The following is a 13,701-nucleotide window of genomic DNA, read 5'->3' as shown; positions in this document are numbered from 1 at the left end:
GAGTTCCCATGGCCATGGATGCCGCCCTCGTCAAGGCTTTCACCCCCACCGGCGTCCTGCGCGCATCCATCAACCTGGGCAACCCCATCCTGGCCAAAGCCGGCCCGCCCGGCGGCGAACCCACGGGCGTGTCGGTGGACCTGGCCAGGGCTTTTGCGCAGCGGCTGGGCGTGCCCGTCGAATTTGTGGTGTTCGACACGGCGGGCAAGTCGGTGCAGGCGGTCAGCGACGACCAGGCCGACATCGGCTTCTTCGCCATAGACCCTTTGCGCGGCGCCGGTATCGCTTTCACGGCGGCCTATGTGCTGATTGAAGGCTGTTACCTGGTGCGCGATTCGTCGCCGATCACGCGGAACGAAGAGGTCGACAAGGCCGGCGTGACGGTCACCGTGGGCCTTGGCAGCGCTTACGACCTCTACCTGAGCCGCGAACTCCAGCACGCGAGCATCGTCAGGGCGCCCAGCTCACCGGCCGTGGTGGAGACCTTTGTGGCGCAGAAGATCGACGTGGCCGCCGGCGTGAAGCAGCAGCTGGAGCTTGACGCGAAAAAACACACAGGCCTTCGCTTGCTGCCGGGCCGTTTCATGGTGATCCAGCAGGCCATGGGCACGCCCAGGACACGGGGCGAGGCCGCGGCGAAAGCGCTGCACCTTTTTGTCGAAGAGATGAAGGCCACGGGCTTTGTCGCCGGGGCTTTGGCGGATCACAAGATAGAGGGCGCTTCCGTCGCACCTGCCGGCTGAGAAGCCGGCTGCGCGCGCCGCGGCCCCCATCCCAGCCTTCCCCCAGAGGGGGAAGGAGCAAAACTTGGGCTCCCTCCCCCTCTGGGGGAGGGCGGGGGTGGGGGCCAGCGGCGTTCCAATCACGCGCTGCCAACCATCAGGCATCGTCAGCCCCCAACCCAACCTTCCCCCAGAGGGGGAAGGAGCAAGCCGGGAGGCGTGGCGCCTAGAAGGCCCGCACACCCATGTGCCATGCCCCACGCACGATGGGCATGCTGCCGCTCATCTTCACGCGTATCAGGTCGGCCCTGAGGCCGGTCGCGAGTTCGCCGCGGTCATGGAGGCCGATGGCGCGCGCCGGGTTGCGTGTCACCGTCTTGACGGCCTTGGGCAGGCTCCAGCCCACCGTGTCGCGCAGCAAAAATGCCGATTGCAGCAGGCTGGCGGGCACGTAGTCGGATGAAAAAATATCCAGCAGGTCCAGCCGCGCGAGTTCGGCCGCCGACACATTGCCGGAATGCGAACCGCCCTTGACCAGGTTGGGCCCGCCCATGACGATGGCAATGCCCGCCGCGCGCGCGGCCCGGGCGGCCGCCACTGTGGTGGGGAACTCCGAGATGCGTATGCGTTCCTCGCTGGCCTGCTCGACGTGGTCGACTTCGGTGTCGTCGTGGCTGGCCAGCGGCAGGCTGCGGGCGTGGCTGCCGGCGATCACGGCGGCGCGGTTGGGAATGGCGTAACGGATCTGGTGCTCCTGGCGCTCCGCGATCATGGCGTCGTACTCGGCGTCGCCGAAGCTGCCGAAACGCTCGGCATAGCGCCGGTATTTGGTCAGGTCGCGCCACTGGCGCTGGCCCGGCGTGTGGTCCATCACGCTGACCAGTTCCAGCAGCGTGTCGTCGGCATAGCGCTCGAACACCTCCACAATGTCGGGCGCCGACACCTCGCAGCGCAGGTGCAGCAGGTGCTCGACGCGCAGCAGCTCTTCGCCGCGGCAGGCGTGCAGGGCCTGGATGGCCACGTGCTGGGTCTGGCTGCGCGCGCCGCCCTGGTCCATGTCGCCGATGACCACCGAGTCGAGCACGGTGGTGATGCCGGCCGCCGCGCACAGCGCGTCGTGCATCACGGTGGCGGAATGCGCGTTCCAGATCACGCCGGGGCGCGGCACCAGGTGTTTTTCGAGGTTGTCGGTGTGCAGCTCGACCAGGCCCGGCAGCAGCCAGTCGCCGGCCCAGTCCTCGGCGGCGGGCACCGAGGTGTCGCCGCGCTCTATCGAGCGGATGGTGCCGCCCTCGATCACCATGCAGCCGGTGAATTCTTCATCGGCGGTGACGATCTTTGCGTTTTTGATGATGCGTTGTGTCATGGCGTGTTCCGGGGTTAAAGGGGGTTGCGATACTGTTCGACATCAAAGCAGCGGCTGGCCACGGCTTCCCGCACTTCGTCGTCATGAAAAATGCCCACCACCGCGGCGCCGCGTTCGCGCGCCGCGTGGATCAGTTCCACCACCACGCGGCGGTTGTCCGCATCCAGCGAGGCCGTGGGCTCGTCCAGCAGCAGCACCGGGTGGCCGGCGATCAGGCCGTGCGCGATGTTCACGCGCTGCTGCTCGCCGCCTGAAAAAGTCGCCGGCGGCAGATGCCACAGGCGCTCGTGCAGGTTCAGCCGCGCCAGCCACTGGGCGGCTTGGGCCTGGGCTTCCTGCGCCGCCACGCCAAGCCGGCGCAGCGGCTCGGCCACGATGTCCAGCGTGGAGACGCGCGGGATCACGCGCAGAAACTGCGACACGTAACCGAGGCTGCGGCGCCGCACTTCCAGCACCTCGCGCGGCGCGGCCGCCGAAAGGCTGAGCCATGCGTCGTCATGGCGTATGCGCACCTCGCCGTGGGTGGCGGCGTAGTTGCCGTAGAGGCAGCGCAGCAGCGAACTCTTGCCGCTGCCGGAGTGGCCGGTCAGTGCCAGGCATTCGCCGGCGCGCACGCTCAGGTTGATGCCGGCGAACACGGGCAACTCCAGGCCGCCGCGGCCGTGCAGCGTGAAGGTTTTGGACAGGTCTTGGGTTTCAAGCAGGGCGGTCATAGGGCATCAAAAAATGAAGGGGCAGGGACATCAAGGCGTAAGCACCGAAGACACCAGCAACTGGGTATAGGGGTGCTGCGGGTCGTCCAGCACGCGGTCGGTCAGGCCTTGTTCGACCACCAGCCCGTCCTTCATCACCAGCATGCGGTGCGCCAGCAGCCGGGCCACCGCCAGGTCGTGGGTGACGATGACGGCCGCCAGCTGCAACTGGTCCACCAGTTCGCGCAGCAGGTCCAGCAGCCGCGCCTGCACCGACACGTCCAGCCCGGTGGTGGGCTCGTCCATAAAAACCAGGCGCGGATGGGTCACCAGGTTGCGGGCAATCTGCAGGCGCTGCTGCATGCCGCCTGAATAGGTGCCGGGCAGGTCGTCGATGCGGCCCGCGTCAAGCTCGACGCGCTCCATCCAGTCCAGGGCTTCGCCGCGCAGCTTGCCGTAGTGGCGGCTGCCCAGGGCCATCATGCGTTCGCCGATGTTGGCGCCGCCCGAGACGTTCATGCGCAGGCCGTCGCGCGCATGCTGCTCGACATACCCCCAGTCGGTGCGGGCCAGCCAGCGCAGGCGCGCTTCGGACAATTCGGCCAGGTTGACCAAGCCGGCGTCGTCTTGCGCGGCAACGGGGCCGGTGCCGGCTTCGTCACGCAGGTTGTAATGCACCGAGCCTTCATCGCAGGCCAGGCGCGAAGCCAGCAAGCGCAGCAGCGTGGACTTGCCGGAGCCGGACTCGCCCACGACGGCCAGCACTTCGCCGGGATAGAGGTCAAAACTGACGCCCCGGCAGGCCCAGCGCGGGCGGTTGCCCTGCATGAAGTTCTTGCCGGCGCCGCGCACGGATAAGAGCAGCTGCTTGTTCATCATGCAGCCTTTTCCGAAGCCAGCACATCGCGCAGGCGCACCGATTGCTGCGTGCCGACATGGCCGGCGTCACGCCGCTCACCGCAAAAGTCGCTGTCGGAGCAGACGAACAGGCGGCTGCCCTCGTCGTCCACAATCATTTCGTCGAGGAAGCTTTCGCCGGAGCCGCACAGCGCGCAGGCATGTTCCCAGCGCTGCACCTCAAACGGGTGGTCTTCAAAATCGAGGCTGCGCACGGCGGTGTAGGGCGGTATCGCATAAATGCGTTTTTCGCGGCCCGCGCCGAACAGCTGCAGGGCAGGGTTCATGTGCATCTTGGGGTTGTCGAACTTGGGGATGGGCGAGGGCGAGGTCAGGTAGCGCTCGTTCACCAGCACCGGGTAGTCATAGGTTTTGGAGATCGCGCCCAGCTGCGCGATGTCTTCATAGAGCTTGACGTTCATCAGGCCGTATTCGGCCAGCGCATGCATGGTGATGGTCTCGCGGCGGCGCGCCTCCAGGCGGAACATCGGCTCCGGCATGGGCACCTGGTAGACGATGACCTGCGCCTCGGTCAGCGCCGCTTCCGGGATGCGGTGGCGGGTCTGGATGATGGTGGCCTGCGCGGTTTTTTCGGTGGTGGCCACGCCCGTGGTGCGCGCGAAGAAGCGGCGTATGTTGACCGCGTTTGTGGTGTCGTCCGCGCCCTGGTCGATTACCTTGAGCACGTCGCGCTTGCCGATGATGCTGGCCGTGACCTGCACGCCGCCGGTTCCCCAGCCATAGGCAAAAGGCATTTCGCGCGAGCCGAAAGGCACCTGGTAGCCGGGGATGGCGACGGCCTTGAGCATGGCGCGCCGTATCATTTTTTTGGTGCGCTCGTCGAGGAAGCCGAAGTTGTAGTTCTCGTCCATCATGCTGCTTTCTGCAGGGCCTGCGCCTGCTGTTCGGCGTCTCTTTCCTGTGCATGGGCGGCGCGCAGCTTGCGCACCAGCTCCAGCTCGGACTGGAAGTCCACGTAGTGCGGCAGCTTCAGGTGCTGCACAAAACCCGAGGCTTCCAGGCTGTCGGCGTGCGAGAGCACAAACTCCTCGTTCTGCGCCGGCGCGGTGGCCGTCTCGCCGAGTTCGCGCGCGCGCAGGGCGCGGTCCACCAGCGCCATGGCCATGCTCTTGCGTTCCGCACCGCCAAAGGCCAGGCCGTAGCCCTGGGTGAACTGCGGCGGCACCTCGCGGTTGCCGGCGAACTGGTTGATCATCTGGCACTCGGTCACCTCCACGTCGCCGATGTCGATGGCAAAGCCCAGCTCATCCGGCAGGATTTCCACCGACACGCTGCCGCGCCGTATCTCGCCCGCGAAGGGGTGCGAGTTGGCATACCCGCGCTGGGTCGAATACCCGAGCGCCAGCAGCCAGCCTTCGTCGCCGCGCGCCAGCGCCTGCAGGCGCAGCGGCCGCTGCGCGGGAAACATCAGCGGCTCGCGCGTCAGGTCGCCGGGCTCGCCCTCCGACAAAGGCCGCGGCGTCTCCATCAGGCCTTCGCGCGCCATCAGTTCATTGACGCGGGGCATGCTGGCCGGCATGGGTTCGGCGGCGGGGGCCTCACCCGGCGCATCGGTACCGCCTTCGGCCAGCAGCGCGAAGTCGAGCAGGCGCTGCGTGTAGTCATAGGTGGGGCCCAGCACCTGGCCGCCGGGCACGTCCTTGAAGGTGGCCGAGACGCGGCGCACCAACTGCATGCGCGCCGTGTCCATGGGCAGGCTGTAGCCGAAGCGCGGCAGCGTGGTGCGGTAGGCGCGCAGCAAAAAGATGGCTTCGACCAGGTCACCGCCGGCCTGCTTGATGGCCAGCGCGGCGAGTTCGCGGTCATACAGCGAACCCTCGGACATGACACGGTCCACCGCTAGCGGCAGTTGCTCGCGTATCTGCGCCACTGACAGCTCCGGCAGCGCGGTGTCGCCGCGGCGTTGTTCGGCCAGCAGGCGCCAGGAGTTTTCGATGGCGGCCGCGCCGCCCTTGACGGAAACGTACATGCTAGATCCCTTCCAGACGCCGCACACGCGTGGTGCGCGGCAAACCCAGCGCGGCATCCGCGCAGGTGAAAACAATGTCGACGCCTTGCGGGAACGCGGCGTGGTTGGCCTGCCATTGCGCCCAGAACTGGTCGGGCAGGCCGGTGATGCGCACCGTCTGCATGTCCTGGATGCCGGGGCCGCGCCATTCGACGGCGGGGCCGCCGTCCAGCGAAGCCACTTCCACCAGCAAGGTCGCCGAATGTTCGGGCGACTCCAGCGAGCCGGCCGCGAAGGCGTCCAGCGGCGGCAAGGTGGCCGCGTCGGTGATCACCGCAAAGGCCGCGAGCCCAGTCGTGGCGGTCACGCTGGCGCCGGTGTGAAAGCGCAGCCAGCCGGTGGTGGCCTCGTCACTCTGCTGCCACCAGACAGGCGTGTCGTCGTCGGTCAGCGTCAGCAGCAGGTGCGCCATCGCGGGGCCCAGGGCCAGGCCCTTGACGGGGCTGCCGATGGCCACGCGCCGGCCCGGCCGCGACAGGGCGTCGAGCAGGCCGCGGAACGCGTTCTGCGCTTCGTGCACGGCATCGGCAAAACCCGCGCCCAGTTGTGCTTGTGTTTGTGTTTGTTGCTGTGCGCTCATGCTTCGCCCCTGACCATGGTGAAGAATTCAACTTTGGACGCGGCGGCCGAGCGGCCGGCGGCATCGCGCCGTGCGGCCTGTTCACCAGCCAGCATGTCGACCACATCGCGCTGGATCGATGCCTGCCGCGCCGGGTCCTGCAGCAGCGCATCAAACAGCGCAATCAGTTCGGCCTTGCGCTTGTCGCGCCCCAGCGCATACCCGACACCGAGCGCGCCTGCGCCGACACGCAAGGCGCAGCGCGTCACGGTGGCCTCGCCGAGGTTGAACGCATCGCCCGTGCCGCCCACGCGGCCGCGCAGCATCACCATGCCGGGCTCGGAAGGCCGCACATGCTCCAGCGGCGGCAGCTCGCCGAGGGCGGCTGCGGCCTGCTCCAGCGCCGGTGTATCGGCGCGCGCCAGCACCGCCAGCCATCGCTTGCGCGGCGCGTTGCTTGTATCCAGGGACTCGTTTGTCATACGGATGTCTAAATCAGTTACTAGAGTTGAAGGGTGGCCGGAAGCACCCGCTGTGGGTGCCAACAGGTCCTAGTTCAACCGGGCAACATGACCAAATGATGACAAGCGAACGCACCCTTTCCAGTGCTCCAGGCAGGCGCAGCGGTGTCGCCGTCTGGAAGCAGATCGCCGATACGCTGAGCACGGAAATCCGTGACCGTGCCTTCACCGACACCGGGCGTTTGCCCAGCGAAAACGAGCTCGCCACGCGCTTCGGCGTGAACCGCCACACGCTGCGCCAGGCGGTGGCCGCCTTGCAGTCCGACGGCCTGGTGCGCATAGAGCCGGGGCGCGGCATGTTCATCCAGCACGAGCTGCTCGACTACGTGCTCTCGCGCCGCACGCGCTTCAGTGAAAACCTGCTGCGCCAGGGCCTGCTGCCCAGCAAGCTGCTGCTGACGGCGCGTGAAATGCCGGCACCCGAGCGCGCCATGCACGAGCTCAAGCTCGCCAAGGGCGCCAAGGTGCTGATGGTGGAAATGCTCGACGAAGCCAACGGCCAGCCCATAGGCCTGGCCACCGCCTACTACCCGGCGCTGCGCTTCGCCGGCCTGCTGGACATGCTCAACACCGGCATGCGCACCACCGAAATCCTGCGCCACTTCGGTGTGCAGGATTACGTGCGCGCGGAAAGCCGCATCACCACCCAGATGCCGTCGGAAGAAACCGCCCGCCTGCTCAAGCAGCCCGTCACGCGGCCTTTGCTGTGCGTGGAATGCCTGGACGCCGACATGGAGGGCAGTCCCATCAAGTACGGCGAGACGGTGTTCTGCGGCGACCGCGTGCAGCTGGTGGTGAACTCCGCCGCGGATGAAACCGCGGGAGCCGAATGATGAGTCCGCGTTACGCCATCTACTTCGCGCCCGACAAATATTCCCCCTGGCGCGAGTTCGGCGCGCGCTGGCTGGGCCGCGACGAATACGACAACAGCGTATTGCCCCAACCCGCGCTGGACGGCATGGCGCCGCAGGCGTTTGCGCAGATCACGCAGGACCCCAGGCGTTATGGATTTCACGCCACGCTCAAGGCGCCCTTGCGGCTGGCGGCCGGCTGCGATGAAACCGGCCTGATGCGGCGGCTCAATGCCCTGGCCGCCACGCTCAAGCCCGTGGCGATGGGCCCCATGCGCGTGGCCGCGATCGGTGACTTTGTGGCGCTGGTGCCCGATGGCGAACCCGCAGGCCTGCAGGAACTGGCCGCAGCCTGCGTGCGTGAACTCGATGATTTGCGCGCGCCGCTGGGCGAAGCCGACCGCGCGCGACGCCGTGTGGACCTTCTGGATACGCGCGGCATCGAGTTGCTGGAACTCTACGGTTATCCCCATGTGATGGAGCGCTTCCGTTTTCACATGACGCTGACAGGCCCTGTCGATGCCGCGACCGCACAAACCGTCATTCATGCGGTGGCACCGGAAATTGCGCGGCTCAACGCCGGCACCCCCCTGTCACTGGACCGGCTCTGCCTGTTTGTGGAAAGGGCGCCGGGCGACCCCTTTCTGCGGCTCATCGACCTGAAGCTGCACGCATGAGCGGCGCCTGGATATTTGTCTGCGGCCCGTCCGGGGCCGGCAAAGACAGCGTGATCGCATCGGCCAGGGAAATGCTTTCATCGCGGCAAGACATTGTGTTTGCCCGCCGCATGGTGACGCGCCCCGCGCAGCAGGGCTCCGACCATGAGCCCGTGGCGGAGGCCGACTTCCTCGCGCTGCTGCGCGCCGGAGGCCTGAGCTGGCACTGGCAGGCGCACGGTTTTTATTACGGCATTTCGCGGCACTATGGCGACGAGGTGGAAGCCGGGCGCAGCGTGGTGGTGAACGGCTCGCGCGAGCACGTCAACAGCCTGGAACCTTCGCACGGGCTGCGGGTGGTGCAGATTACCGCTGATCACAGGCAGCTGGCGGAGCGCCTGGCACAGCGCGGCCGGGATGCGTCGCATGCGGTCACCGAAAGGCTGGCGCGCAACACGCGTTTTACCGGCATGCAGGCGGACTGCGTGATCGTCAATGACGCGGAACTGGCGACCGCGGGCCGGCGCCTGGCCGACTACCTGGCGCGCAACGCTCAGGCGACGGCGGCGGACGCGATGCAGGCGCGTTCCAGCACAGCCACATAGTGCGCCCAGCCGGGCGGCCTGGCGGTGGGGTCCTTGGCCAGGTCATCCCAGCGGCGCAGCGCCACCGCGTCGGCGGCAAAGGGCTGGGCGATAAAGGCGGCCGCTTCTTCCGCCGAAAATGCGCCGCCTTGCAATTCCAGGCTGCGCTGCGACGCCGGCGACAGGCCGGCCCAATACTGTTCGTCGACGTGGCAGAGATAGCGCTTGGCATCGACGTGCATGCGCACCGGCTCCAGCACGGCCTCGCCGAACACGCCGCGCAAAAACGGGATGGCCATGTACTGGTGCAGGTCGTCTATGCCCGCGGCCTTGGGCGCGGTCCTGGGCAGCAAATGGCCGAGGTCGTGCAGCAGGGCCGCGGCGACCAGTTCGTCGGTGCTGCCGGCCCGCTCGGCCAGGTGCGCGCATTGCAGGGCGTGCTGCTGCTGACTGATGGCTTCGGCGCCATAACGCAGGGCGCCCTGCACCAGGAACAACTCGGTGATCTGCGCGATCTGCAGGGCCATGGCAGTGCTTCCTGAAAACGATTTAAACGAGTGCTTTGCGTATGCGCGCCGAGACCAGGTCGATCATCGTCACGGTGACCACGATGATGATCATCACGGCGCAGGTTTCGGCGTACTGAAAGCCGCGGATGATTTCCCAGAGAATGACGCCCACGCCGCCGGCGCCCACCATACCGACCACGGAAGCCGAGCGGACGTTGGATTCAAAGCGGTACAGCGAGTAGGAAATCCACAGCGGCAGCACCTGCGGGATGATGCCGTAGACGATCTCTTCGAGCGCGTTGGCGCCGGTCGCGCGTATGCCTTCCACCGGCTGCGCGTCGATGGATTCCACGGCTTCCGAGAACAGCTTGGCCAGCACGCCCGTGGTGTGCACGAACAGTGCCAGCACGCCGGCAAACGGCCCCAAACCGACGGCCACGATGAAGAGCATCGCGAACACCATCTCGTTGATGGCGCGCGCCGCGTCCATCAGCCGCCTGACCGGTTGCCGGACCCAGGCCGGCGCGATGTTGGCCGAGGACAGCAAACCCAGCGGCACCGCGAACACCACGGCCAGCGCCGTGCCCCACACGGCGATCTGCAGCGTCACCAGCATTTCCTGCAGGTAAAAGCGCCATTGGCTGAAGTTGGGCGGGAAAAAATCCGCCGCGTATTTCGCCATATTGCTGGAATCGCGCACCAGGTCCAGCGGGCGCATGTCCGCGCCCTGCCACGACGCGGCCAGCACGGCGATCACGCCGCCCCAGGCCAGCATGCCCAGCAGGCTGGACCGGGGGACGTCCAGCTGCAGCGGCGCGACCGCCAGGGGAGTTGAAGGTACGCTCATGTCGGCGATTCCGCGCATCTTATTGCTGGCTGAGCTCGGCAAGCTTCTTGTCGATCTCCGCGATCTTGAGCTGCTTGTCGGCGGCGGGCATGCCGGCATCGGCTTCAAACTTGTTGCGGTCCTTGAACAGTTCCAGCTGGCGGATGGGGATCAATTGCGCGTTGGTCGAAGGCTTGAAGGCCGACAGCTTGGAGAGCTTCATGAGGTTGTCCTTTTCCTGCTGGCCGCCCTTGCCGTAGGTGTAGAAGAAGTCCTGGATCTTTTTCTTGGTGCCTTCAGGCAGGTCCTTGCGCATCACCAGCGGGTCCAGCGGGATCAGCGGCGAGGTCCAGATGATGCGGATCTCGGCGAACTTCTCGGGCTGGCGCTCCTTGACCTTCTCCATCACCTCGCTGTTGCAGGTGGCCACGTCGACCTGCTTGTTGGCCACGGCCAGGGCATTGCTCTCGTGGTTGGCGCCGCGCGAGACCTTGAAGAAGGTCTTGGAGTCGATCTTGTTCTTCGCAAAAACATAGTAGCCGGGCACCAGGAAACCCGAGGTCGAGTTGGGGTCGCCGTTGCCGAAGGACAGGTTCTTGCCGTTTTTGAACACGTCGTCCAGCGTCTTGAGCGGGCTGTCCTTGTTGACGATCAGGTGCGAGTAATAGCCCTGGGTGCCGTCGGCATTGACCATTTGCGCGAACACCTCGCCGCTTGCGCGGTCCACCGCCTCCATGGCCGACTTGTTGCCGTACCAGGCCACGTGCACCTTGTTGAAGCGCATGCCTTCGATGATGCCGGCGTAGTCGGAGGCGAAGAAGGCATTGACCTTCAGGCCGGTCTTTTTGGCCATGTCGTCGAGGATGGGCTGCCAGTCGGACTTCAGGTTCTGCGACGACTCGGTGGAGATGATGCCGAAGTTGATTTCCTTGAGCTCTTGCGCCATGGCCGGCGTGACCGCCAGGACGGTGGCCGCGGCCAGGCCGCTGATGAATTTTTTAAGCATGGTGAATCCTTGAGGGGTAGGTGACTGGGGGGAATTGAGGGTCTTGGGGAGCACGCTCAGGCGGCCTGCGCCAGCGGCACCGGCCAGGCCAGGTGGGGAATGGGAATGACGGGGACAACCTTGTCTTCCAGGCTGGAGATATGGTCGCCCAGGGACAGGATGTCGTCGGCCTCCGCGCCATACAGGTCGCGCAGCACGGCGGGCGTCAGCCCGGCGGAAGGGCCGTCGTACACCACCTTGCCCTGGTGCAGGGCGATGGTGCGCGGGCAGTATTTGACGGCCACGTTGACCTGGTGCAGCGACACCACCACGGTGCATTGGTCTTCGCGGTTCACGCGCGCCAGGATGTCCATGACCTTGCGCGAGGACTCCGGGTCCAGCGAGGCGATGGGTTCGTCGGCCAGCACCACTTTGGCGCCCTGCACCATGGCACGCGCGATCGCCGCGCGCTGCTGCTGCCCGCCCGAGAGGGTGGAGGCGCGCTGCGCCCAGCATTCGGCGATGCCGACGCGGCGCAAGGCTTCGATGCCGCGTGCTTTTTCCTCGGCCGTGAACCAGCGCGCCAGGCTGCGCCACAAAGGCACCTTGTGCAGCGTGCCGGCCAGCACGTTGATGATGACGGGCAGGCGGCCCACCAGGTTGAACTGCTGGAAGACAAAACCGACCCCCGAGCGCACCGAGCGGATGTCGGAGGCGATCCTGCCGTTGCGCTGCACGGTGCGGCCGTGGATCTCGATGGAGCCCTGCGACTGCGTGTCGCCCGCCATCAGCCCGGCCATGTGGCGCAGCAGCGTGGATTTGCCGGAACCCGAGGCGCCTATCAGCGCCACCATCTCCCCGGGCGCGATGCTGAGGTCAATCGCCTGCAGGGCTTTGCGGCCGTTGCCGAAGGTTTTGCTGAGTGTGTTGATGCGGATGGCGTCCATGGTCGTTCCCGGAGTTGACTGGGCTGAATCTAGGGGCGCAATGTGTCGTTTTCGTGTCAGGTTTTTTGTAGGGTTTTTGCGGCTTTTCTCCCTCCCCCTCTGGGGGAGGGCGGGGGTGGGGGCCGGCGGCCTTTAAACACACGCGGGGCAACATCCGGTGCCGCTGGCCCCCATCCCAACCTTCCCCCAGAGGAGGAAGGCGCAATACAACAAGCGCGCTCAGAAGCAGCTTTACAGAACTGTTGCACGCAATGCTGCACTGCAGCGGAACTATTGCGCTAGGCTTTCCGTCTACCGATCGCACCCGTCTGCGCGGCCCGGACGCTCAACGCCATTCCATGAAAAAACCTTCCCCCACCTGCATCGTCCGACTCCTTGTTTTCACCCTGGCCGCCGCGTCGCTGACGGCTTGTTCCCCGGGCGATGCGGGCGGCAAGGCAGCCGCCCAGCCCCGCGAAGTCGGCGTCCTGACGCTCAAGGCGGAAAAAATCTCCTTCAGCACCGAACTGCCCGGCCGCACGGCGGCCACCGTGATCGCGGAGATCCGGCCCCAGGTCGGCGGCATCGTGCAAAAACGCCTGTTCACCGAAGGCTCGCAGGTCAAGGCCGGCCAGGTGCTCTACCAGATAGACCCCTCGACCTACCAGGCGGCCTACCAAAGCGCCCAGGCCGGCGCGCGGCGCGCCGAATCGGCGCTGGCCACGGCCCGTACCGTCGCCAGGCGCAATGCCGAACTGGTCAAGATCGACGCGATCAGCCAGCAGGTCAATGAGGAGACCCAGGCCGCGGCGCAGCAGGCCGAGGCGGACCTTGCCGTGGCGCAGGCGGCCGAGCAGTCGGCGCGCATCAACCTCGGCTACACCCGCATCACCTCGCCGGTGTCGGGCTGGGTGTCGCTGTCCACCGTCACGCCCGGCGCGCTGGTCACCGCCAACCAGGCCACCGCGCTGGCGACGGTGCAGCAACTCGACACCATGTATGTCGACGTCACGCAGTCCAGCAGCGAACTGCTGCGCCTCAAGCGCGAACTCGCGGGCGGGCGCATGCAGAAAGTCGATACCGTTTCAGCGCCCATCAAGCTGCTGCTGGAAGACGGCACGCGCTACCCGCACGACGGCAAGCTGACCTTCAGCGGCGTCACGGTCGATGCCGGCACCGGCAGCGTCACGCTGCGGGCCGTGATCCCCAATCCCGAACGCACCCTGATGCCCGGCATGTACGTGCGCGCCGTGCTGCAGGTGGCCGCCGACGAGGCCGCCGTCCTGGTGCCGCAGCAGGCCGTCACCCGCGCGCCGGACGGCAGCGCCTCCACGCTGGTGGTGGGCGCCGACAACAAGGTGGCCAAGCGCCCCATCACCGTGGGCCGCGCGGTCGCCGCGCGCTGGCAGGTGCTGGACGGCCTGGCGGCCGGCGAGCGGGTGCTGGTCGAGGGCTCGCAGCGCGCGCGGGTGGGCGACACGGTCAAGCCGGTCGAGGTTTCCGCCGCGGCCGCAGCCGCGGCATCGGCATCGGCGCCTGCCGCCGCCAAACTGGCCAGCGCCGCGCGTTAAGGACGGT

At 66.8% G+C, this 13,701-nt stretch carries 16 protein-coding genes; 5 read left to right on the top strand and 11 right to left on the bottom strand.

All coding sequences use genetic code 11. The annotated features are described in order from the left end of the window. Positions 1–8: 8 nt before the first annotated feature. Positions 9–743: an ABC transporter substrate-binding protein gene (locus ACLV74_RS06980; RefSeq protein WP_411878646.1), complete on the top strand. Its 735-nt coding sequence runs from the start codon at positions 9–11 to the stop codon at positions 741–743. A gap of 205 nt (positions 744–948) precedes the next feature. Here ACLV74_RS06980 and ACLV74_RS06975 read toward each other — a convergent pair whose 3' ends face one another. Genes ACLV74_RS06975 through phnG form a run of 7 tightly spaced genes read right to left on the bottom strand, consistent with a single transcriptional unit; the run spans position 949 to position 6,747 of the window. After that, positions 949–2,088 carry an alpha-D-ribose 1-methylphosphonate 5-triphosphate diphosphatase gene (locus ACLV74_RS06975; RefSeq protein ID WP_411878645.1) on the bottom strand — a complete coding sequence of 380 codons (1,140 nt, stop codon included), beginning with the start codon at positions 2,086–2,088 and terminating at the stop codon, positions 949–951. A gap of 14 nt (positions 2,089–2,102) precedes the next feature. After that, entirely contained in the window at positions 2,103–2,801 is a 699-nt protein-coding gene (gene phnL / locus ACLV74_RS06970) for a phosphonate C-P lyase system protein PhnL (RefSeq protein WP_411878644.1), read from the bottom strand. Between the two features lie 30 nt (positions 2,802–2,831). Then, positions 2,832–3,608, bottom strand: a complete 777-nt coding sequence (gene phnK / locus ACLV74_RS06965; RefSeq protein WP_411878686.1) for a phosphonate C-P lyase system protein PhnK — start codon at positions 3,606–3,608, stop codon at positions 2,832–2,834. Positions 3,609–3,655: 47 nt separating this feature from the next. After that, positions 3,656–4,552, bottom strand: coding sequence for an alpha-D-ribose 1-methylphosphonate 5-phosphate C-P-lyase PhnJ (locus ACLV74_RS06960; RefSeq protein WP_411878643.1), 897 nt, complete (start codon positions 4,550–4,552; stop codon positions 3,656–3,658). Next, positions 4,549–5,667, bottom strand: a complete 1,119-nt coding sequence (locus ACLV74_RS06955; RefSeq protein WP_411878642.1) for a carbon-phosphorus lyase complex subunit PhnI — start codon at positions 5,665–5,667, stop codon at positions 4,549–4,551. The genes ACLV74_RS06960 and ACLV74_RS06955 overlap by 4 nt, the downstream gene beginning before the upstream one ends. 1 nt (position 5,668) lies before the next feature. Then, the gene (gene phnH / locus ACLV74_RS06950) at positions 5,669–6,286 is read right to left on the bottom strand and encodes a phosphonate C-P lyase system protein PhnH (RefSeq protein ID WP_411878641.1); all 618 of its coding nucleotides are present in this window, start codon (positions 6,284–6,286) and stop codon (positions 5,669–5,671) included. Further along, on the bottom strand, positions 6,283–6,747 hold the full coding sequence (gene phnG, locus ACLV74_RS06945) for a phosphonate C-P lyase system protein PhnG (RefSeq protein WP_411878640.1): 465 nt from the start codon (positions 6,745–6,747) through the stop codon (positions 6,283–6,285). The genes phnH and phnG overlap by 4 nt, the downstream gene beginning before the upstream one ends. A gap of 98 nt (positions 6,748–6,845) precedes the next feature. On the opposite strand from phnG, the gene phnF reads away from it, so the two are divergent. From phnF to phnN, 3 genes are read left to right on the top strand one after another with little or no spacing between them, the layout of a single operon-like run. After that, complete coding sequence (phnF, locus tag ACLV74_RS06940) at positions 6,846–7,619, top strand: phosphonate metabolism transcriptional regulator PhnF (protein ID WP_411878639.1); 774 nt, start codon at positions 6,846–6,848, stop codon at positions 7,617–7,619. After that, a complete protein-coding gene (locus ACLV74_RS06935; protein WP_411878638.1) occupies positions 7,619–8,314 on the top strand; it encodes a DUF1045 domain-containing protein in 696 nt (231 codons plus the stop codon). The genes phnF and ACLV74_RS06935 overlap by 1 nt, the downstream gene beginning before the upstream one ends. After that, positions 8,311–8,898 carry a phosphonate metabolism protein/1,5-bisphosphokinase (PRPP-forming) PhnN gene (gene phnN, locus ACLV74_RS06930; RefSeq protein ID WP_411878637.1) on the top strand — a complete coding sequence of 196 codons (588 nt, stop codon included), beginning with the start codon at positions 8,311–8,313 and terminating at the stop codon, positions 8,896–8,898. Before ACLV74_RS06935 ends, phnN begins: the two co-directional genes overlap by 4 nt. Here the strand turns inward: phnN and ACLV74_RS06925 are convergent. The 4 genes from ACLV74_RS06925 to phnC are packed head-to-tail and all read right to left on the bottom strand — an operon-like array spanning position 8,847 to position 12,144. Further along, a complete protein-coding gene (locus tag ACLV74_RS06925; protein WP_411878636.1) occupies positions 8,847–9,404 on the bottom strand; it encodes a phosphonate degradation HD-domain oxygenase in 558 nt (185 codons plus the stop codon). The two genes, phnN and ACLV74_RS06925, sit on opposite strands and share 52 nt — an antisense overlap. Before the next feature lie 22 nt (positions 9,405–9,426). Further along, positions 9,427–10,233 carry a phosphonate ABC transporter, permease protein PhnE gene (gene phnE, locus ACLV74_RS06920; RefSeq protein ID WP_411878635.1) on the bottom strand — a complete coding sequence of 269 codons (807 nt, stop codon included), beginning with the start codon at positions 10,231–10,233 and terminating at the stop codon, positions 9,427–9,429. 19 nt (positions 10,234–10,252) lie between these two features. Beyond that, entirely contained in the window at positions 10,253–11,218 is a 966-nt protein-coding gene (gene phnD, locus ACLV74_RS06915; protein WP_411878634.1) for a phosphonate ABC transporter substrate-binding protein, read from the bottom strand. A gap of 56 nt (positions 11,219–11,274) precedes the next feature. Beyond that, entirely contained in the window at positions 11,275–12,144 is an 870-nt protein-coding gene (gene phnC / locus ACLV74_RS06910; RefSeq protein WP_411878633.1) for a phosphonate ABC transporter ATP-binding protein, read from the bottom strand. Between the two features lie 338 nt (positions 12,145–12,482). Between phnC and ACLV74_RS06905 the strand changes: the two genes are divergently transcribed. Continuing rightward, positions 12,483–13,694, top strand: coding sequence for an efflux RND transporter periplasmic adaptor subunit (locus tag ACLV74_RS06905; RefSeq protein WP_411878632.1), 1,212 nt, complete (start codon positions 12,483–12,485; stop codon positions 13,692–13,694). The last annotated feature ends 7 nt before the right edge of the window (positions 13,695–13,701 follow it).

It is taken from the genome of Polaromonas sp. YR568, from assembly GCF_943369415.1.
Taxonomy (GTDB): Bacteria; Pseudomonadota; Gammaproteobacteria; order Burkholderiales; family Burkholderiaceae_C; genus Polaromonas.
This window is presented reverse-complemented; position numbering and strand designations above follow the sequence as displayed.

Coding starts and splice junctions, on each gene's coding strand:
- ACLV74_RS06980 (WP_411878646.1), top strand. CDS start 9: ATGGCCATGGATGCCGCCCTCGTCAAGGCTTTCACCCCCACCGGCGTC.
- ACLV74_RS06975 (WP_411878645.1), bottom strand. CDS start 2,088: ATGACACAACGCATCATCAAAAACGCAAAGATCGTCACCGCCGATGAA.
- phnL (WP_411878644.1), bottom strand. CDS start 2,801: ATGACCGCCCTGCTTGAAACCCAAGACCTGTCCAAAACCTTCACGCTG.
- phnK (WP_411878686.1), bottom strand. CDS start 3,608: ATGCAGGGCAACCGCCCGCGCTGGGCCTGCCGGGGCGTCAGTTTTGAC.
- ACLV74_RS06960 (WP_411878643.1), bottom strand. CDS start 4,552: ATGATGGACGAGAACTACAACTTCGGCTTCCTCGACGAGCGCACCAAA.
- ACLV74_RS06955 (WP_411878642.1), bottom strand. CDS start 5,667: ATGTACGTTTCCGTCAAGGGCGGCGCGGCCGCCATCGAAAACTCCTGG.
- phnH (WP_411878641.1), bottom strand. CDS start 6,286: ATGAGCGCACAGCAACAAACACAAACACAAGCACAACTGGGCGCGGGT.
- phnG (WP_411878640.1), bottom strand. CDS start 6,747: ATGACAAACGAGTCCCTGGATACAAGCAACGCGCCGCGCAAGCGATGG.
- phnF (WP_411878639.1), top strand. CDS start 6,846: ATGACAAGCGAACGCACCCTTTCCAGTGCTCCAGGCAGGCGCAGCGGT.
- ACLV74_RS06935 (WP_411878638.1), top strand. CDS start 7,619: ATGAGTCCGCGTTACGCCATCTACTTCGCGCCCGACAAATATTCCCCC.
- phnN (WP_411878637.1), top strand. CDS start 8,311: ATGAGCGGCGCCTGGATATTTGTCTGCGGCCCGTCCGGGGCCGGCAAA.
- ACLV74_RS06925 (WP_411878636.1), bottom strand. CDS start 9,404: ATGGCCCTGCAGATCGCGCAGATCACCGAGTTGTTCCTGGTGCAGGGC.
- phnE (WP_411878635.1), bottom strand. CDS start 10,233: ATGAGCGTACCTTCAACTCCCCTGGCGGTCGCGCCGCTGCAGCTGGAC.
- phnD (WP_411878634.1), bottom strand. CDS start 11,218: ATGCTTAAAAAATTCATCAGCGGCCTGGCCGCGGCCACCGTCCTGGCG.
- phnC (WP_411878633.1), bottom strand. CDS start 12,144: ATGGACGCCATCCGCATCAACACACTCAGCAAAACCTTCGGCAACGGC.
- ACLV74_RS06905 (WP_411878632.1), top strand. CDS start 12,483: ATGAAAAAACCTTCCCCCACCTGCATCGTCCGACTCCTTGTTTTCACC.